Source organism: Pseudomonas sp. Ost2 (genome assembly GCF_018326065.1).
GTDB lineage: Bacteria > Pseudomonadota > Gammaproteobacteria > Pseudomonadales > Pseudomonadaceae > Aquipseudomonas > Aquipseudomonas gingeri.
The window spans coordinates 2,942,903-2,960,233 of the sequence record NZ_AP021904.1 but is presented as its reverse complement, the minus strand read 5'-3'; the positions used below and the strand labels follow the sequence as shown (position 1 = coordinate 2,960,233).

16 protein-coding genes and 1 pseudogene are annotated in these 17,331 nt (G+C 64.4%); 8 read left to right on the top strand and 9 right to left on the bottom strand.

The features are described 5' to 3' along the window. Positions 1-2: 2 nt before the first annotated feature. The 7 genes from KI243_RS12985 to KI243_RS12955 all read right to left on the bottom strand — a co-directional run bounded on the left by KI243_RS12985 (position 3) and on the right by KI243_RS12955 (position 6,708). The gene (locus KI243_RS12985) at positions 3-884 is read right to left on the bottom strand and encodes a branched-chain amino acid ABC transporter permease (protein ID WP_017129115.1); all 882 of its coding nucleotides are present in this window, start codon (positions 882-884) and stop codon (positions 3-5) included. Beyond that, positions 884-1,660, bottom strand: a complete 777-nt coding sequence (locus KI243_RS12980; RefSeq protein WP_017129114.1) for an ABC transporter ATP-binding protein — start codon at positions 1,658-1,660, stop codon at positions 884-886. Before KI243_RS12980 ends, KI243_RS12985 begins: the two co-directional genes overlap by 1 nt. After that, on the bottom strand, positions 1,657-2,652 hold the full coding sequence (locus KI243_RS12975; RefSeq protein WP_212810912.1) for an acyl-CoA synthetase: 996 nt from the start codon (positions 2,650-2,652) through the stop codon (positions 1,657-1,659). Before KI243_RS12975 ends, KI243_RS12980 begins: the two co-directional genes overlap by 4 nt. A 260-nt stretch (positions 2,653-2,912) precedes the next feature. After that, positions 2,913-4,310: an LLM class flavin-dependent oxidoreductase gene (locus tag KI243_RS12970; RefSeq protein WP_177086060.1), complete on the bottom strand. Its 1,398-nt coding sequence runs from the start codon at positions 4,308-4,310 to the stop codon at positions 2,913-2,915. Next, positions 4,300-4,755 (bottom strand): hypothetical protein, encoded by a 456-nt coding sequence (locus KI243_RS12965; protein WP_017129112.1) that lies wholly within the window; start codon positions 4,753-4,755, stop codon positions 4,300-4,302. Before KI243_RS12965 ends, KI243_RS12970 begins: the two co-directional genes overlap by 11 nt. A 9-nt stretch (positions 4,756-4,764) precedes the next feature. Next, positions 4,765-5,967 carry an SfnB family sulfur acquisition oxidoreductase gene (locus tag KI243_RS12960; protein ID WP_177086064.1) on the bottom strand — a complete coding sequence of 401 codons (1,203 nt, stop codon included), beginning with the start codon at positions 5,965-5,967 and terminating at the stop codon, positions 4,765-4,767. Positions 5,968-6,144: 177 nt separating this feature from the next. Continuing rightward, positions 6,145-6,708, bottom strand: coding sequence for an XRE family transcriptional regulator (locus KI243_RS12955; protein ID WP_017129110.1), 564 nt, complete (start codon positions 6,706-6,708; stop codon positions 6,145-6,147). Between KI243_RS12955 and KI243_RS12950 the strand changes: the two are divergent. The 7 genes and pseudogenes from KI243_RS12950 to KI243_RS12920 all read left to right on the top strand — a co-directional run bounded on the left by KI243_RS12950 (position 6,703) and on the right by KI243_RS12920 (position 14,074). After that, a pseudogene (locus KI243_RS12950) lies at positions 6,703-7,742 on the top strand (DMT family transporter). The gene KI243_RS12955 and the pseudogene KI243_RS12950 overlap by 6 nt on opposite strands. Before the next feature lie 259 nt (positions 7,743-8,001). Next, complete coding sequence (locus KI243_RS12945; RefSeq protein WP_017129108.1) at positions 8,002-10,938, top strand: monovalent cation/H+ antiporter subunit A; 2,937 nt, start codon at positions 8,002-8,004, stop codon at positions 10,936-10,938. After that, positions 10,938-11,282, top strand: a complete 345-nt coding sequence (locus KI243_RS12940) for a Na+/H+ antiporter subunit C (RefSeq protein ID WP_003192163.1) — start codon at positions 10,938-10,940, stop codon at positions 11,280-11,282. Before KI243_RS12945 ends, KI243_RS12940 begins: the two co-directional genes overlap by 1 nt. Further along, positions 11,279-12,958 carry a monovalent cation/H+ antiporter subunit D gene (locus KI243_RS12935; RefSeq protein ID WP_212810911.1) on the top strand — a complete coding sequence of 560 codons (1,680 nt, stop codon included), beginning with the start codon at positions 11,279-11,281 and terminating at the stop codon, positions 12,956-12,958. The genes KI243_RS12940 and KI243_RS12935 overlap by 4 nt, the downstream gene beginning before the upstream one ends. Continuing rightward, positions 12,955-13,443, top strand: a complete 489-nt coding sequence (locus KI243_RS12930) for a Na+/H+ antiporter subunit E (protein ID WP_017129106.1) — start codon at positions 12,955-12,957, stop codon at positions 13,441-13,443. The genes KI243_RS12935 and KI243_RS12930 overlap by 4 nt, the downstream gene beginning before the upstream one ends. Further along, a complete protein-coding gene (locus KI243_RS12925; RefSeq protein WP_017129105.1) occupies positions 13,440-13,718 on the top strand; it encodes a K+/H+ antiporter subunit F in 279 nt (92 codons plus the stop codon). The genes KI243_RS12930 and KI243_RS12925 overlap by 4 nt, the downstream gene beginning before the upstream one ends. Beyond that, a complete protein-coding gene (locus KI243_RS12920) occupies positions 13,715-14,074 on the top strand; it encodes a Na+/H+ antiporter subunit G (RefSeq protein ID WP_177086074.1) in 360 nt (119 codons plus the stop codon). The genes KI243_RS12925 and KI243_RS12920 overlap by 4 nt, the downstream gene beginning before the upstream one ends. 120 nt (positions 14,075-14,194) lie before the next feature. On the opposite strand, the gene KI243_RS12915 is transcribed toward KI243_RS12920, so the two are convergent. Next, positions 14,195-15,187 carry a catalase family peroxidase gene (locus KI243_RS12915; RefSeq protein WP_244861853.1) on the bottom strand — a complete coding sequence of 331 codons (993 nt, stop codon included), beginning with the start codon at positions 15,185-15,187 and terminating at the stop codon, positions 14,195-14,197. A 190-nt stretch (positions 15,188-15,377) separates the two neighbouring features. Beyond that, complete coding sequence (locus tag KI243_RS12910) at positions 15,378-16,304, bottom strand: hypothetical protein (protein WP_017129102.1); 927 nt, start codon at positions 16,302-16,304, stop codon at positions 15,378-15,380. Positions 16,305-16,676: 372 nt separating this feature from the next. On the opposite strand from KI243_RS12910, the gene KI243_RS12905 reads away from it, so the two are divergent. Then, on the top strand, positions 16,677-17,276 hold the full coding sequence (locus tag KI243_RS12905; protein WP_017129101.1) for an RNA polymerase sigma factor: 600 nt from the start codon (positions 16,677-16,679) through the stop codon (positions 17,274-17,276). The last annotated feature ends 55 nt before the right edge of the window (positions 17,277-17,331 follow it).

Genomic DNA, 17,331 nt, shown 5'->3' with positions numbered 1-17,331 from the left:
CTTCAGACTCGCTCGATGGCCCGCTCGCCGAACAGGCCGGCCGGGCGGATATACAGGAAGGCCAACGCCAGGACATAGGCGAACCAGGGAGTGATGCCGCCGCCGATCAGCGGGCCGATATAGACCTCGGCGAGGTTCTCGGCGGCACCGACGATCAACCCGCCGACAATCGCCCCGCCAATCGAGGTGAAGCCGCCGATGATCAGCACCGGCAAGGCCTTGAGCACCACCAGCGACAGGGAAAACTGCACCCCTTGCCGTGCACCCCAGAGCAGTCCCGCCACCAGGCCGACGCAGCCGGCCACAGCCCAGACGATCTGCCAGATGCGATTGAGGTTGATGCCGATGGACAACGCCGCCGTGGTGTCATCGGCCACCGCCCGCAGCGACACGCCGATGCGGGTCTTGTTGAACAGCAGCGCCAGGACCACCACCAGCACCACGGCGGTGGCGGCGGCAATCAGGTCGAACTGGCTGAGCATCATCCCGTGGATAAACAGCGGCACGTCGTCGATGCCCAGGTCCAGCGCGCGGACCTGCGAGCCCATCAGCCCCTGGGCCAGGCCTTCGATAATGAACGACAGGCCGAGGGTCGCCATGAACAGGGTGATCTGCGAACGGTTGACCAGCGGCCGCAGCACCAGGCGCTCGATCAGCAGCGCGCCGATCACCATCACCCCCACCGCCAGCAGCAATGCCAGGGCAAAGGGCACGCCCTGATCGTGCAGGCTGACAAAGGTCAGCGCGGCGAACAGCAGCATCGAGCCCTGGGCGAAATTGAACACGCCGCTGGCCTTGTAGATCAGCACGAAGCCGATGGCGACCAGCGAATAGAGGGTGCCGGCGAGCAGCCCGCCGATCAGGGTTTCGAGGAAAAAGCCCATCAGTGCACCGCTCCCAGGTAGGCCGCGATCACCTCGGGATTACCCTGCACTTCAGCCGGCGTCCCGTCGCCGACCTTGCGCCCGTAATCGAGCACCACCACATGATCGGACAAGCCCATCACCACCCCCATGTCATGTTCGATCAGCACCACGGTGGTGCCGAGGTCGCGATTGACGTCGGCGATAAACCGCGCCATTTCCTGTTTTTCTTCGGCGTTCATGCCGGCCATGGGCTCGTCCAGCAGCAACAGCGTGGGCCCGGCGATCAGCGCCCGGCCCAGTTCCACGCGTTTTTGCAGGCCGTAGGACAAGGTGCCCACCGGCACATCGCGCAGGGCCTGCAATTCAAGCAGTTGGAGAATGTGCTGGGCCTTGCGGCGAAAGGCCTCGGCCTCGCGGCGGGCGCGGGGCAGTCCCAGGGCCTGTTCGAGAAAATGGCTGCGCATATGCCGCGACAGCCCGGTCAGCAGGTTGTCGATCACGCTCATCTTCTTGAACAGCGCGTTGTTCTGGAAGGTCCGACCAATGCCCTGGCGGGCCGCGTCCAGGGGATCGATACGACGCAAACGGCGCTGCTCGAAGACGATCTCGCCACTGTCGAAGCGATAGACCCCGTTCAACAGGTTGAGCAACGAACTCTTGCCCGCCCCGTTGGGCCCGATCAGGGCGCAGATCTCACCGCGACGCACGTCGAACGACAGTTCATTGATGGCCTTGACCCCCTTGAACGACAGCGACACACCACGCACCTGCAGAATCGGCTCAACCACACTCATGCGCTTTTCCGTCCGGGGGCATCCACCCGCCATTGATTGAAGGTCGCCGGCACCTGTGACGGGCTCGACGGTTGCCAGATGTATTGCAACCGCTGGAAGCCCAGCAGGCGCCGCACCCGCTGCTTGAACAGACGGGCCACGAGCCGCTCGGGATGGGCCAGCGCCCACTCGCACAGGCGTCGACGCCAACTGTCCCGGGGAGCCAGGCGTTGTTCGATCTCGTCCGCCAGGGCCTGCAAGCGCTCGGCCGACAGCAACAGGCCGGAGGGAGCCACTTCGCGCCGATCACGGCTGGCGCTGTCGCGGCTTTCCGGAAAAGCCAGGCTGTGACCGGTGTTCAGCCATTGCTCCAGCAGCACGCTCAGGCCGCTCTGCCAGCGGGTGTCCTCCTCGCTCCACAGCTGCGGTTGGGTGCCTGCTGTGCGCCACAGCACCAGTGGGCGGGGCTCCTGGCTGTCGCCCGACAGCGTGGCGAAGGCCAGTACGGTTTGCCGTGGCGAACCCGGCAGGCGCCCCGGCAACTGATTGCCGATCAGCACCCCTGGAGCAGCGCCGGAATCGCCGACAGCCAGCCAGTCGAGCAGTTGCTGGCGGCTGTCGACAAACCCGTGGCTCGGTTGCAGGCGCCAGAACGCCTGGCCGAGGGCTTCGGCGCCCAGTTCCGGAGCGAGGGCCAGCACCTGACCGCCGATGGAATGGGCTGCCAGCGCCAGCAACAACAGGTTGGGCTCCAGCGCACTGCTGACCGCCAGGCGCGAATCAGCCGTGAAATCCTGCTGGCGCAGACCATCGGCCAGGCGCTCGACCTCGCGCAAGGCATCGATCCAGCGCCAGCTGTGCCATTGCCCGTGGCGCTTGTGGCGCAAGGCGCCCTGCAACGGACTGACCTGGGCCCAGTGGCGCAATTGCTCAAGCGCACCGGGAAAGATCGGGACCGTTTCGCCGTGGGGCGGATGGATAAGCGGCGGACGCTTCAGTTCGTGCACGCTCATGGGCTCACCTCGTTCAGTCGTTTGGCGTGCGGTGGTCCGCTGGCGGATATGGATACATCTGTAAAGTTGTCAGTGCGCTTGCCGGCCTATTCGCGGGCAAGCCCGCTCCCACGGGTTCTCAGTTCCCCAGGAAGGCCCTGTGATCGGGCCAGGTAGCGCCCCACTCACCCGCGAAGGCGCCCCACTCTGAAACCACGGCCAACTCGATCCCCGTGGGAGCGGGCTTGCCCGCGAAAGGGCCCGCCCGCTCGCCCTCGCCATCAGGCCGAACGCAAGCCTTTCTCCCGCAGCGCCGCCAGATCCCGGTACCCCGCTCCCGGATGGATATCCGCCAGCTTCGGCCCGGCGCCGAACAGCTTCTCGCGCAAGGTGCCCGGGGCGTACTCGGTCTTGTACACACCGCGCTTCTGCAACTCCGGCACCAGCAGCTCGACCGCGTCGACAAAGGTCTCGTGGGTCAGTGCATAAGCCAGGTTGAAGCCGTCGACATCGGTGTCCTCGACCCACTCCTGCAACAGGTCGGCGACAGTTTCCGGGCTGCCGACAAACAGCGGGCCGAAACCGCCGATGCCGACCCAGTCGGCCAGTTCGTTGGGGGTCCAGATCCGATTCGGGTCCGCCGTGGAAAAGGTCTCCACCGCCGACTGGATGGCGTTGGTGTGCACATGCCGCAGCGGTTCGTCCGGCTTGAACTGGCTGAAGTCGATCCCGGTCCAGCCGGAGATCAGCGCCATGGCGCCCTCGTAACTGACGTAGGATTTGTATTCCTCGAACTTGGCCTTGGCCTTGGCGTCGGTTTCGCCGAGGATCACGGTCTGCAGGTTGAAAATCAGGATGCTGTGGGGATCCCGGCCCGCCTCGGCCGCGCGCCGACGGATATCGGCCACGACCTTCTTCAGCAGCACCTTGGACGGCGCGGCGACGAACACGCATTCGGCATGCTCGGCGGCGAACTGCTTGCCCCGGCTCGACGCACCGGCCTGGTAGAGCACCGGTGTACGCTGCGGCGACGGCTCGCACAGGTGAATGCCGGGCACCTGGAAGTGTTTGCCCAAGTGCTGGATCTCGTGGATCTTGCTCGGATCGCTGAACAGCTTGCGCTCGCGATCGCGCAGGATCGCGCCGTCTTCCCAACTGCCTTCCCAGAGCTTGTAGCAGACCTCCAGGTACTCTTCGGCGTAGTCATAACGCGCGTCATGTTCGGTCTGGGCGCGCTGGCCGAGGTTCTTCGCCCCGCTCTCCAGGTAGGAGGTGACGATATTCCAGCCGGCACGGCCCTTGGTCAGGTGGTCGAGGGTCGACAGGCGACGGGCGAACGGATACGGATGCTCGAACGACAACGAAGCGGTCAGGCCGAACCCCAGGTGCTCGGTCACCAGCGCCATCGGCGGGATCAGTTGCAGCGGGTCGTTGACCGGCACCTGCGCCGCCTGGCGGATCGCCGCGTCACCGTTGCCGTTGTAGACGTCGTAGATACCCAGCACATCGGCAATGAACAGGCCGTCGAACTTGCCGCGCTCGAGGATTTTCGCCAGGTCGGTCCAGTACTCCAGGTCCTTGTACTGCCAGGAGCGATCCCGTGGATGGGCCCACAACCCCGGGGACTGGTGCCCCACGCAGTTCATGTCGAAGGCATTGAGACGGATTTCACGGGACATCGACAGCACTCCTGGAACGGTCAGGCACCACGCCGTTGAGGCGGAAGTTGCCAATCAGCGTGTATTTCAGATGCAGGGGGTCTTGCAGCGGATCATGGCCGGGCGTCAGTTGCGCCCGCTGCCCGGTCAGCGCCCATTCGACATTGCCGACCTGCTGCAGGGCATCGGCACTGGCAATCGCCGCTTCGGTGGCGGCAATGATCTTCTCGGCGTCGTCCTGCGGGCCGACGGCAAAGCGCTCGGCGCGCTCGATCAGCGCGGTGGCCACCTCGATGCGAATCTGCAGGTCGCCGAACTGGCCGATCACCTGCGGGTCTTGTGCCTGCCGCGGCTGGGCACGCACGGCGGCGAGGGTACGCTCGAGCCCGGCGCGGGCCGCCAGCAGGTCATCGCCGGCACGGGTCAGCGATGCATCATGGGCAATCGAATGATTCAATGCGTTCATCACGAACTCCTAGTTCCAGGCATGCCGGGCCGGCTTGACGCCGTTGAGCAGGTAGTTGCCGATCAGGTGGTATTTCCAGCGCGCCGGATCATGCAGGGTGTGGGTCCGGGCGTTGCGCCAGTGGCGATCGAGGTTGTGCTTGCCGAGCACCGAGCGGGTCCCGGCCAGTTCGAACAGCTTGCTGCTGGCGAGCAAGGCGGTTTCGGCCGAGAGCACCTTGGCCTGGGCCACCACCACGGAAGCCTGCGCCACACTGTCCGCACTCGGCTGTGCGAGCGCGTGGTCCACCGCCCGCCCGGCCTTTTCCAGGATCGCTTCGGTGCCGTGCACCCGCCATTCCAGGTCGCCGATGGCCGCGAGGCTGAACGGATCCTGCCAGCCATGCTCCTGCTGGCTGTCGATCCAGGGCCGGGCCTGGCGGGCGTGACGCTTGGTTTCTTCGAGGGCACCGAGGGCGATGCCGGTGTCGACGGCGGCCTGGATGATCTGCGAGATCGGGCCGTTGGCGGTCGGCTGGTCAAAGGCCTGATGGGCCGGGATGACGCTGCTGCGCGGCACCCTGACGTTGACGAACAAGGCATTGCCGCTGGCGGTGGTGCGTTGGCCGAAACCGTCCCAGTTGTCGACGATGGTCAGGCCCGGGGCATTGCGTTCGACAAAGGCGATCTGTGCGTTGCCCGCTTCGTCCAGACCGACCACCGGGACGATATGGGCGAACAAGGCGCCGGTGCAGTAGAACTTCTCGCCATCGATATAGGCCGTGTCGCCCTCGAAGCGGATACGGGTATCGAAGGTCCCGGCATTCTTGCTCTTGGCTTCGGAGAAGGCATTGCCGAAGCGGTAGCCCTCCAGCACCTTGGCGAAGTAGTGACGCTTCTGCTCCTCGCTGGCGGTCTGCAACAGGATGTCGAGTACGCCGAGGTGGTTCTGCGGGATCTGGCCGAGGGACGAGTCGGCTGCCGAAATGATCTTGATCACTTCGGCCACCGTTACATAGGACACCCCGGCACCACCGTAGGCCTTGGGCACGGTGATGGCCCACAGGCCGCTGGCGGCGAATTCATCGAGTTCGGCAGCGGGCAGGCGTCGTTCACGGTCGCGTACGCCCGCCTCGACGGCGAAACGCGCGGCGAGGGTCCTGGCGGCGGCAATCGCCTCTTCATCCGAACGGATGACATGGGCGGTGTAGGTGGGTTTGGCGGCAGTTGTCATAGACCGACTCCAGAGTCCTGGTGAGTGCGAAAAACGCATGCACAGGACATAGCAGGAGCCATGCCATAACAAATAATCAATAAAAATCAGCTAGTTACAATTAAAACCTAGAAACCACTACAAGCAAAAAACAGCAAACTGTCCATCAACTGTTGCTGGGCCAACAGCACCCGCGGTCTAGATCACCACATTGCGCACAAACCGCGCTGCCACCTCGCTATCGTTGCGATAGCCATGGGGTTGGTTGCTGGCGAACATGAAGAACTCGCCGGCATGGATCTGCTGCTCCTGTTCGCCGAGCAACAGTGTCAGGCATCCCTCGAAAACGTACAGTTGCTCGCTCCAACCATCGCCGTCGGGCTCGGAGTGGTAGCGTTCGCCCGGTTCCAGGCGCCACTCCCAGAGTTCCACCTCGCGACTGGCCACCGCCTTCGCCAGCAGTACCGCCTTGCTCCCGGGAATCAGTCCGGCCCACGCCAGTTCGTTGATGCGGCTCGGGTCACGGGCCTCCGGGGCCTGGATCAGGTCGCTGAAGGCCACGTCGAGGGCTTCGGCCACCCGGTCGAGGGTGGTCAGGCTGACGTTCTTTTCCCCGGCCTCGATGGCCACCAGCATCCGCCGGCTGACCCCGGATTTCTCCGACAGCGCGGTCTGGCTCAACTGGGCCTCATGCCGCAGGCGTCGCACATTCTGACTGACGTGCTGCAGGACCGAGGCGCGTTGCGAAGTTTCTTTGTGCACTATATTGCTCACTTAGTGGGTTTGCGCAGTATACTGCCCAGCTCCGGCGCATTGTGCGTCTCACCCAGGTAGCGCGCAAGGCCATGACTCCGGTGAAATCCAACAGCTTGTTACCTTCGACCCTGCGGTTCAGCAAAGCCGAGTGCGTGCTGATCCTGATCACCATGATCTGGGGCGGCACTTTCCTCCTGGTACAGAACGCCATGACCGTCAGCGGGCCGATGTTTTTCGTCGGCCTGCGGTTTGCCGCGGCGGCCTGCATCGTCGCCCTGTTTTCGGCGCGCAGCCTGCGGGGCATGACCGCTTTCGAGATGAAGGCCGGGATCTTTATCGGCACCGCGATCATGCTCGGCTATGGCTTGCAAACCGTGGGCCTGCAGAGCATTCCCAGCAGCCAGTCGGCGTTTATCACCGCGCTCTACGTGCCTTTCGTGCCGCTGCTGCAATGGCTGGTGCTGGGCAAGCGACCGGGGCTGATGCCGAGCATCGGCATCATGCTGGCCTTTACCGGGCTGATGTTGCTGTCCGGGCCGAACGGCGCCCAGCTGAAGTTCAGCCCGGGGGAAATCGCCACCATCATCAGCGCCATCGCCATTGCCGCCGAGATCATCCTGATCAGCAACTATGCGGGCAAGGTCGATGTGCGTCGCGTCACCGTGGTGCAACTGGGCACCGCCTCGGTGCTGGCGTTCCTGATGATCGTCCCGACCCAGGAGCAGTTGCCGCAGTTTTCCTGGCTGCTGCTGGTCAGCGCGGTCGGCCTGGGCGCGGCCAGCGCGGCGATCCAGGTGGCGATGAACTGGGCACAGAAGAGTGTTTCGCCGACCCGCGCGACCTTGATCTATGCCGGCGAGCCGGTCTGGGCCGGGATCGCCGGGCGCCTGGCGGGCGAGCGCCTGCCGGGGCTGGCGCTGGTCGGGGCGGCCCTGATCGTCGCAGCGGTGATTGTCAGCGAGCTGAAGACCAAGGGCAAAGCGGCCGAGCCAGCCGAGGACGAGGTCGAGAGCGAGGCGCTGGACTCGAACAACCCCTAGTGTTTGATCGTTCCCACGTCGAGGCGTTGGCGTGGGAATGCCTCACTGGACGCTCCGCGTCCGCCCTTGAGGTGACGCAGAGCGTCACAGGCTGCATTCCCCCGCAGCGCGTGGGAACGATCAGTTGCATGTAAGTGATTTCGACCATGCATATCAGGCATTTACCGCCTACCTTGTAGGATTCTGCGACAGCTTGTGGGTTGGTGATCCGGAGCCAGCCACGTATGATCCTTCGCAAACTCCTGCAGATTAGAAGCCTATGTCCCTGATAGTTCTACTGCTTCTGCCTTTTGTCGGCAGCTGTCTGGCGGCCTTGCTGCCGCATAACGCACGCAACAGTGAATCGATCCTGGCCGGTGTGGTTGCCCTGGTCGGCACGATTCAGATGGCCTTGTACTACCCGCAGATCGCCCATGGCGGCGTGATCCACGAGACCGTCACCTGGCTGCCCAGCCTGGGCCTGAACCTGGTCCTGCGCCTGGACGGTTTCGCCTGGCTGTTCTCCATGCTGGTGCTGGGCATCGGCACGCTGGTGTCGCTGTACGCCCGCTACTACATGTCGCCGGAAGACCCGGTGCCGCGCTTCTTCGCGTTTTTCCTGGCGTTCATGGGCGCGATGCTCGGCCTGGTGCTCTCGGGCAACCTGATCCAGATCGTGTTTTTCTGGGAACTGACCAGCCTGTTCTCGTTCCTGCTGATCGGCTACTGGCACCACCGCTCCGACGCCCGCCGCGGCGCCTACATGGCGCTGACGGTCACCGGTGCCGGCGGCTTGTGCCTGCTGGCGGGGGTACTGATCCTCGGCCATGTGGTCGGCAGCTATGATCTGGACGCCGTGCTGGCAGCGGGCGACCTGATCCGTGCCCACACCCTGTACCCGATCCTGCTGCCCCTGATCCTGATCGGCGCCCTGAGCAAGAGCGCGCAGTTCCCCTTCCACTTCTGGCTGCCCCATGCCATGGCGGCACCCACCCCGGTTTCGGCGTACCTGCACTCGGCGACCATGGTCAAGGCCGGGGTGTTTCTCCTGGCCCGGCTGTGGCCGTCGCTGTCCGGCAGCGAAGAGTGGTTCTGGATCGTCGGCGGCGCCGGTGCCGCGACCCTGTTGCTCGGCGCCTACTGCGCCATGTTCCAGAACGACCTCAAGGGCCTGCTGGCCTATTCGACCATCAGCCACCTGGGCCTGATCACCCTGCTGCTAGGCCTGAACAGCCCCCTGGCCGCCGTCGCCGCGGTGTTCCATATCCTCAACCACGCGACCTTCAAGGCCTCGCTGTTCATGGCCGCCGGCATCATCGACCATGAAAGTGGCACCCGCGATATCCGCAAGCTCAGCGGCCTGATCAGGCTGATCCCGTTCACCGCTACCCTGGCGATGGTCGCCAGCGCCTCGATGGCTGGTGTACCGCTGCTCAACGGTTTCCTGTCCAAGGAAATGTTCTTCGCCGAAACCGTGTTCATCAACTCCACCGCCTGGGTCGAGATGGCCCTGCCGATCATCGCCACCATCGCCGGGACCTTCAGCGTCGCCTACTCCCTGCGCTTCACCGTCGATGTGTTCTTCGGTCCGCCGGCCACCGACCTGCCCCACACGCCCCACGAACCGCCGCGCTGGATGCGCGCGCCGGTGGAGCTGCTGGTGTTTACCTGCCTGCTGGTGGGGATCTTCCCTGCCCAGGTGGTCGGCTCGATCCTCGCCAGCGCCGCCCTGCCGGTGGTGGGCGGAACCCTGCCGGAGTACAGCCTGGCGATCTGGCACGGCCTCAACGCGCCGATGATCATGAGCCTGATCGCCATGTCCGGCGGCGTGCTGCTCTACCTGCTGCTGCGCAACCAGCTCAAGCGCGGCCGCTTCAGTCGCCCGCCGCTGATCGGCCGTTTCAACGGCAAGCGCCTGTTCGAACGCAGCCTGGTGATCATGATGCGTTGTGCCCGGCGCCTGGAGCGCCGCATCAGCACCCAGCGCCTGCAACCGCAGCTGTTCCTGCTGGTGCTGGCGGCCGTGGTGGCCGGGATGATTCCGATGCTGCACAGCAGCCTGAGCTGGGGCGACCGGCCGAAGATCCCCGGCTCCATCGTCTTCGTCACTCTCTGGCTGCTGGCGATCGCCTGCGCCCTGGGCGCCGCCTGGCAAGCCAAGTACCACCGGCTGGCGGCCCTGACCATGGTCAGCGTCTGCGGCCTGATGACCTGCATCACCTTCGTCTGGTTCTCCGCGCCGGACCTGGCCCTGACACAACTGGTGGTCGAAGTGGTGACCACCGTGCTGATCCTGCTCGGCCTGCGCTGGCTGCCCCGGCGGATCGAAGAGGTCTCGCCGCTGCCCAACAGCCTGCGCAAGGCACGCATCCGCCGCCTGCGCGACCTGTTGCTGTCGGTCCTGGTCGGTGGCGGCATGGCATTGCTGTCCTACGCCATGCTGACGCGCCAGACGCCCAACGACATTTCCTCGTTCTACCTCAGCCGCGCCCTGCCCGAAGGTGGCGGCAGCAACGTGGTGAACGTGATGCTGGTGGACTTCCGCGGCTTCGACACCCTCGGCGAAATCACCGTGCTGGTGGCCACGGCGCTGGCGATCTTCGCCCTGCTGCGTCGCTTCCGCCCACCCAAGGAAAGCCTGCAGTTGCCCAACCAGCAGCGCCAACTGGCCAGCGACGTGGTCACCGACCTGGTCAACCCGCGCAGCGCCAGCGACACCGCGCTGGGCTTCATGATGGTTCCGGCGGTCCTGGTGCGGCTGTTGCTGCCGATCGCCTTCATGGTCTCGATGTACCTGTTCATGCGCGGCCATAACCAGCCCGGCGGCGGCTTTGTCGCCGGCCTGGTGATGTCGGTGGCGTTCATCCTGCAATACATGGTCGCCGGCACCCAGTGGGTCGAGGCCCAGATGAGCCTGCGACCGCTGCGCTGGATGGGCACCGGGTTGCTGTTCGCCACGGTCACGGGGCTTGGGGCCATGGCTTTCGGTTATCCGTTCCTGACCACCCACACCGCGCACCTGCACCTGCCGCTGCTGGGCGATATCCATGTCGCCAGCGCGCTGTTCTTCGATATCGGCGTGTACGCGGTGGTGGTCGGTTCGACCCTGCTGATCCTCACGGCCCTGGCGCACCAGTCGGTCCGCGCCCATCGGCCAAGCCAGCTGGCCCTGCCGCACGCCAGGCCACAGCCGCAACCCACGCCAGGAGCCGCCTGATGGAAGAAGTCATTGCAATTGCCATCGGCGTGCTCGCCGCCTCCGGTGTCTGGCTGATCCTGCGGCCACGGACCTTCCAGGTGGTGATGGGCCTGTGCCTGCTGTCCTATGGGGTCAACCTGTTCATCTTCAGCATGGGCAGCCTGTTTATCGGCAAGGAGCCGATCATCAAGGACGGCGTGCCCCAGGACCTGCTCAACTACACCGACCCGCTGCCCCAGGCCCTGGTGCTGACGGCGATTGTCATCAGCTTCGCCATGACCGCGCTGTTCCTCGTGGTGCTGCTGGCCTCGCGCGGTTTGACCGGTACCGACCATGTCGACGGCCGGGAGCCCAAGGAATGAACCTGATGCCGCACCTGATCGTCGCCCCCATCCTGCTGCCGCTGCTGACGGCAGCCGTGATGTTGATGCTCGGCGAGAAACACCGCCCGCTCAAGGCCCGCATCAACCTGGTGTCGAGCCTGCTCGGCCTGGGTATTTCCGTGCTGTTGCTGATCGGCGCACAGCAAACCCCGGAGCCGGCCTCCATCGGCGTGTACCTGCCGGGCAACTGGCAGGCACCGTTCGGCATCGTGCTGGTGGCCGACCGCCTGTCAGCATTGATGCTGGTGCTCACCGGGATTATCGGCGTCAGCGCCCTGCTGTTCGCCATGGCCCGCTGGGACCGCGCCGGCGCCAGCTTCCACGCGCTGTTCCAGATCCAGCTGATGGGCCTCTACGGCGCCTTCCTGACCGCCGACCTGTTCAACCTGTTCGTGTTCTTCGAAGTGCTGCTGGCGGCTTCCTATGGCCTGATCCTGCACGGTTCCGGCCGGGCACGGGTGTCCTCGGGCCTGCACTACATCGCGATCAACCTGCTGGCCTCGTCGCTGTTCCTGATCGGCGCGGCGATGGTCTATGGCGTCACCGGCACCCTGAACATGGCCGACCTGGCCCTGAAGATCCCGCTGGTGCCGGAAGCCGATCGCGGCCTGCTGCATGCCGGCGCGGCGATTCTTGCCGTGGCGTTCCTGGCCAAGGCCGGAATGTGGCCGCTGAACTTCTGGCTGGTGCCGGCCTATTCCTCGGCCAGCGCGCCAGTGGCGGCGATGTTCGCGATCATGACCAAGGTTGGCGTCTATACCCTGCTGCGCCTGTGGACCCTGCTGTTCTCCGGCCAGGCCGGGGCTTCGGCGTATTTCGGCGGCGACTGGCTGATCTACGGAGGCATGGCGACCATCGCCTGCGCCGCCGTGGCGATCCTCGCCGCCCAGCGCCTGGAACGCATGGCCAGCCTGAGCATCCTGGTATCGGCGGGAATCCTGCTGTCGGCGGTCGGTTTCGCCCAGCCGAGCCTGACCGCGGGCGCGCTGTTCTACCTGGTCAGCTCGACCCTGGCGCTGAGCGCGCTGTTCCTCCTGGCCGAACTGATCGAGCGCTCGCGTTCGGCCAACGAGCTACCGCTGGACGAGGATATCGACCCGCTGCCGCGGCCACTGGAGTCCCTGCATCCACGCCCCGGCACCAACCTCGACGACGAACAGAATGTGGTGGTCGGCCAGGTGATTCCGTGGACCATGGCCTTTCTCGGCTTGAGTTTCATCGCCTGCGCGCTGCTGATCATCGGCATGCCGCCGCTGTCCGGCTTCATCGCCAAGCTGAGCCTGCTCAGCGCCCTGCTCAACCCGCTGGGCCTGGGTCATGAGGCGCCGATCTCGCCGGCGGCCTGGGGCCTGCTGGCGCTGCTGGTGTTGTCCGGCCTGGCCTCGCTGGTGGCCTTCTCGCGCATGGGCGTGCAACGTTTCTGGACCCCGGCGGATCGTCCGTCGCCGACGCTGCGACGCTTCGAGTGCCTGCCCATCGTCGCCCTGCTCGGCCTGTGCATCCTGCTGACGGTCAAGGCTGAATCCCTGCTGCGCTACACCCAGGCCGCCGCCGACAGCCTGAACAACCCCGAGCAGTATGTCATGGCGGTACTGGCAACCCGTGCGGTGCCCAGTCCGCAAAGCCAGGCCGCGGCGCTGGAGGTGCAGCCATGAAACGCCTGTTCCCCGCGCCCTGGCTGTCCCTGGCGCTGTGGCTGCTGTGGCTGGTGCTGAACCTGTCGATCAGCCCCGGCAACCTGCTGCTCGGCGCCGCCCTGGGCTTCTGTGCGCCACTGATGATGGCACCGCTGCGACCGCTGCCGATCCGTATTCGCCGGCCCTGGGTGATCCTGCGCCTGTTCCTGCGGGTGGGAGTCGATGTGATCGCCTCCAACCTGGCCGTCGGCTGGGGCGTGCTGAATGCCGGACGGCGTCCGCCACGCTCGGCCTTCATCAAGGTGCCGCTGGACCTGCGCGATGCCAACGGCCTGGCCGCGCTGTCGATGATCTGCACGGTGATTCCCGGCACGGTGTGGTCCGAACTGGCGCTGGACCGCAGCGTCCTGCTGCTGCATGTGTTCGACCTGGACGAAGAGACGGCGTTTATCCGGCACTTCAAGGCCACCTACGAACGCCCCCTGATGGAGATCTTCGAATGAGTGACTTGCTCGCCAACGCGATCCTGTTCAGCCTGTTCATCTTCAGCGTGGCCCTGGTCCTGACCGTGGTCCGGCTGTTCAAGGGGCCCTCGGCGCAAGACCGGGTCCTGGCCCTCGACTACCTGTACCTCATCGCCATGCTGATGATGCTGGTGCTGGGCATCCGCTATGCCAGTGACACCTACTTCGAAGCGGCGCTGCTGATTGCCCTGTTCGGCTTTGTCGGCTCCTTTGCCCTGGCCAAATTCCTCCTGCGCGGCGAGGTGATCGAATGAACGAATTGTCCCTGTGGATCGAGATTCCGGTGGCCGTGCTGCTGGTGCTCAGCAGCCTGTTTGCCCTGTGCGGGGCCATCGGCCTGCTGCGCATGAAGGACTTCTTCCAGCGCATGCATCCACCGGCCCTGGCCTCGACCATCGGCGCCTGGTGCGTGGCCCTGGCCTCGATCCTGTACTTTTCGGCGCTCAAGTCGGAACCGGTGATCCACGCCTGGTTGATCCCGATCCTGCTGTCGATCACGGTGCCGGTGACCACCTTGCTGCTGGCCCGTACCGGACTGTTCCGCAAGCGCATGGCCGGCGACGATGTGCCGGCGGAAGTCAGCAGCGGCCGTACCGAAGGCGGCAGCTGAATTGTCGACTACCCCCCTCTTCCCTGCGGCACCTGGGTTATCGATGCACCACCTGCCCCTGTAGGAGCGGGCTTGCCTCCCACAATAAGGTCGATGCAGAGAACCATCGACCTTCGAACTTTACTCCGCAGAGCCGTAGATATTTACCGCGCAGTTCTCGCAATGCTCTACCGCACGGGCGCCGGCGGGATCGGAAGTGGCGGGAACACGCCCGCCTTCCAGCAGACGCCGCCGATGGGACTCGGCATAGGCCGCGCCCCGCGCCAGCAGCAGCGGATCGTTGGACGGCTCGATGCCGGGCGGCAGCATCAGCGGGTTGAAATCGACGTCGCGACAGGTACCGTCGACCTGGGACTCGACCTTGTCGATCACCAGCACGCCCGCTTCGATATGCGTGCGCCGGGCCGGCCACTGGCGGGTGGCATCGTCGGTCGGATCGCCCGGCTCGGCCAGGGTGACGATTAGGTGCCAGCGCACCGGCCCCTGGGCCAGCCGGGTAGACAGGCCGTAGGAAAGAAAATCGGGGTCGCCGCCGCCGGCCTGCTCGGCACTGACGGGCTGGTAGGTCGACTCCGGGACCATGGCCCAGCGCACCGCGCGAACCTGCTGGTGGCGGTCGATGAAATGAAAGGCATTGACGCTATAGAAGGTGCTGTTATCAAACCCCGAGGACGGCGGGTGGTTCACCAGCCAGCGGGCAAAGGCCCGGTCTTCCGGATGCGCCTGGCGGAACGCCTCGACCTTTTGCGGATCGGCATGGCCCGTGGACTTGTCCGGCATGAAGGCCTGCATCTGTTCGAACAGGGCCCGGGGCGTGCGTACCGGAAACACTGGCGTCGAGTTCATCGCCAGGCGCCAGAGTTCCCCGTTCTCGGTCTGCAGGCTCAAGGACAGGCTACGTACATCGCCCCGCGCATCGTTCAGCGTCGGGTTACCCCCAGCGATCGACAGACGGCCGATCACCGGCACCACGCCCGGCCTGAAGGCGCTGGCCAGCGATAACTCGCTGACATTGCCATTGCCCTGGAAGTAACCACTGATGCAGGTGCCCTTGGCGTGGTTGCGGCGAAATCCCGGATGCGGGCCGGCGGACGCCTCGAACTCGTCAACCATTTGCGCAGCCGTCGGCGGCGCCGAGGAGGATGACGCGGTAGAGGCGAAGTCACGGGCTTGAAAGAGCAAGGTGCCGACGCAAACGATTGCGACGACAAGGGGAGCGATACGCCAGCGGTGGTGGTAATTCATTGAGCCTACCCGGAATGACGAGGCATCGGTTTCGCAATGCCTGCCCGCTCCCGCCTGATTATTGCTGGAGAGCGGCGATCCATAGCGGCGCGGGGGATCCGGCGAACAACTGACCGGTGCTACGGTTGGCGACCAGCCGCGCAACGGCATTCAAGTCCACGCCCTTGGGCTCGCCGATCAGCGCGTAGCCCAACTCGGACTGTCGCCAGGTCACAACGTTCATCCCCGACACCTGCTGTTGCGCAGTCGATTGATCGGGCATCAGTTCCTTCATCACGCACAGGGCGACGGGTGCCCCGTTTGCGGGCAGGTAGACCAACTGGATCAGCGCTTTGTCATTGAAACGCAGGCGCTGCACTCTTTTGAACGTCAGGCCGACGGATGTCAAGTCGGGAATACGCAACGACAGGCCATCTTCCGAACGTATATCGGCGAGGGTCTTTTTCACCACTTCCGAATCCGGCGTGATGTAACTCACCGTATCGCGGGTATACAACTGCTGATAATTGGCCGCCTGCCGAACCCAGGGAGATGCCTGTACAACTGTTGGGCCACGCAACTCGGTTTCGCCATGTAACAAGACGGTGACAATTCCACTCTCTGCAACCAGGCCATAACACACTGCGCCCGCGGCAAATGTTGTTATCATCCAGGCAAACCTGGGTCGACCCTGACCGAACACACGGGTAAAAAAACTGTCTGCTCCAGGCACCGGCTGAGCCTTGAATGCCTGGGACGGATTCGCCGCACCAGCAGCGGCACGCTGTCCGGTCAACGCTTCGATCTTGTGCACGAGACTCTCGGGCACCGGCGGCAGGCTTTGACGAGCAAAGGCCTGATCGTAGGGGAGGCAGGAAGCCATCAAGTGCGAGACGCGCTCGGCCAGGTCCGGCGATGCGTCCATGAGACGCTCCAGTTCCTGGCACTGCTGCGGTGACAACTCACCGTCAACGTAGGCCATCAGCAGGGCATCATCCACCACCATGGAATCGAGTCTCCTTTAAAGATTCATTGTGCACTTTGGGGAACAGGCCTTGTGGGCCAGAGGGGCGACTTGAGCGGGTAGAAAAGCTGCCACTATATTGACATTATCGCATTCATTAAAACAGCCATAACATACTGATGCTGAAGCAATACCGAAATCAATTCAGATACATTATAAGTCTTTTTTTCAGTGCAGTATCACCGTAGGTTTTTATCGACTCGAGTGGCACAATACTTGTCTGCGCCATTGTATCCATTCTGCTACAACGGAATATGAAGTACGTAATACATCCCAGGGATTGGCACCGGTCACGGGATGACCTCGCAACTCGACGCTGTATTTCAGGCTGGCATGTTAATAAAAAGAGGGAATATGTCGATCACCGGTGCAGATTTACCCGCACTGCTTCCTGGGCTGCTACCGCGCCTGTGGGCATTTGCGCTGCGGATTTCGGGCGACAGGCACGACGCCGAGGACCTCGTGCAACTGGCCTGCGTGCGCGCCCTGGAGCGAGCCCATCAGTTGCAGCCGGATACTTCGGTGTTGAGCTGGATGTTTTCCATTGTCCATTCCACCTGGATCAACGAGCTGCGTTCACGCAATGTGCGCAGCCGCTCGCGCCAGGACTGGAACGACGAACTTCTCGAGACCGTCAGCGACCCGAACGCACAGACGCCGGAAACCGATCTGCTGCACCATCAGATCCTCACGGCAGTCGAGCAGTTGCCCGACACCCAGCGTGAAGTGATGCTGCTGGTGGGCGTGGAACGCTTCAGCTACAAGGAAGCCGCGGAGATTCTCGACCTGCCCATCGGCACGGTGATGAGTCGCCTGTCACGTGCCCGCCAGGCCATCGGCGCCCTCTTCGGCGCGGAAAAATCCGCCGCGGCCAAACGCAGCGCTCCCCCACTGCGCACACGCCCCGTGCCGCAACCGCAGTTCAGTCACCCCGGCAGCACCTCGATCTCCTGACACGGACAGACACGCGACCGCTCCCGGATGGATGGATCTGAAGGTATTCAGGCCC

Excerpts from the sequence above, each read along its gene's own strand:
- KI243_RS12985 (WP_017129115.1), bottom strand. The coding sequence starts at position 884 with ATGGGCTTTTTCCTCGAAACCCTGATCGGCGGGCTGCTCGCCGGCACC.
- KI243_RS12980 (WP_017129114.1), bottom strand. The coding sequence starts at position 1,660 with ATGAGTGTGGTTGAGCCGATTCTGCAGGTGCGTGGTGTGTCGCTGTCG.
- KI243_RS12975 (WP_212810912.1), bottom strand. The coding sequence starts at position 2,652 with ATGAGCGTGCACGAACTGAAGCGTCCGCCGCTTATCCATCCGCCCCAC.
- KI243_RS12970 (WP_177086060.1), bottom strand. The coding sequence starts at position 4,310 with ATGTCCCGTGAAATCCGTCTCAATGCCTTCGACATGAACTGCGTGGGG.
- KI243_RS12965 (WP_017129112.1), bottom strand. The coding sequence starts at position 4,755 with ATGAACGCATTGAATCATTCGATTGCCCATGATGCATCGCTGACCCGT.
- KI243_RS12960 (WP_177086064.1), bottom strand. The coding sequence starts at position 5,967 with ATGACAACTGCCGCCAAACCCACCTACACCGCCCATGTCATCCGTTCG.
- KI243_RS12945 (WP_017129108.1), top strand. The coding sequence starts at position 8,002 with ATGTCCCTGATAGTTCTACTGCTTCTGCCTTTTGTCGGCAGCTGTCTG.
- KI243_RS12940 (WP_003192163.1), top strand. The coding sequence starts at position 10,938 with ATGGAAGAAGTCATTGCAATTGCCATCGGCGTGCTCGCCGCCTCCGGT.
- KI243_RS12935 (WP_212810911.1), top strand. The coding sequence starts at position 11,279 with ATGAACCTGATGCCGCACCTGATCGTCGCCCCCATCCTGCTGCCGCTG.
- KI243_RS12930 (WP_017129106.1), top strand. The coding sequence starts at position 12,955 with ATGAAACGCCTGTTCCCCGCGCCCTGGCTGTCCCTGGCGCTGTGGCTG.
- KI243_RS12925 (WP_017129105.1), top strand. The coding sequence starts at position 13,440 with ATGAGTGACTTGCTCGCCAACGCGATCCTGTTCAGCCTGTTCATCTTC.
- KI243_RS12920 (WP_177086074.1), top strand. The coding sequence starts at position 13,715 with ATGAACGAATTGTCCCTGTGGATCGAGATTCCGGTGGCCGTGCTGCTG.
- KI243_RS12915 (WP_244861853.1), bottom strand. The coding sequence starts at position 15,187 with ATGGTTGACGAGTTCGAGGCGTCCGCCGGCCCGCATCCGGGATTTCGC.
- KI243_RS12910 (WP_017129102.1), bottom strand. The coding sequence starts at position 16,304 with ATGGTGGTGGATGATGCCCTGCTGATGGCCTACGTTGACGGTGAGTTG.
- KI243_RS12905 (WP_017129101.1), top strand. The coding sequence starts at position 16,677 with ATGTCGATCACCGGTGCAGATTTACCCGCACTGCTTCCTGGGCTGCTA.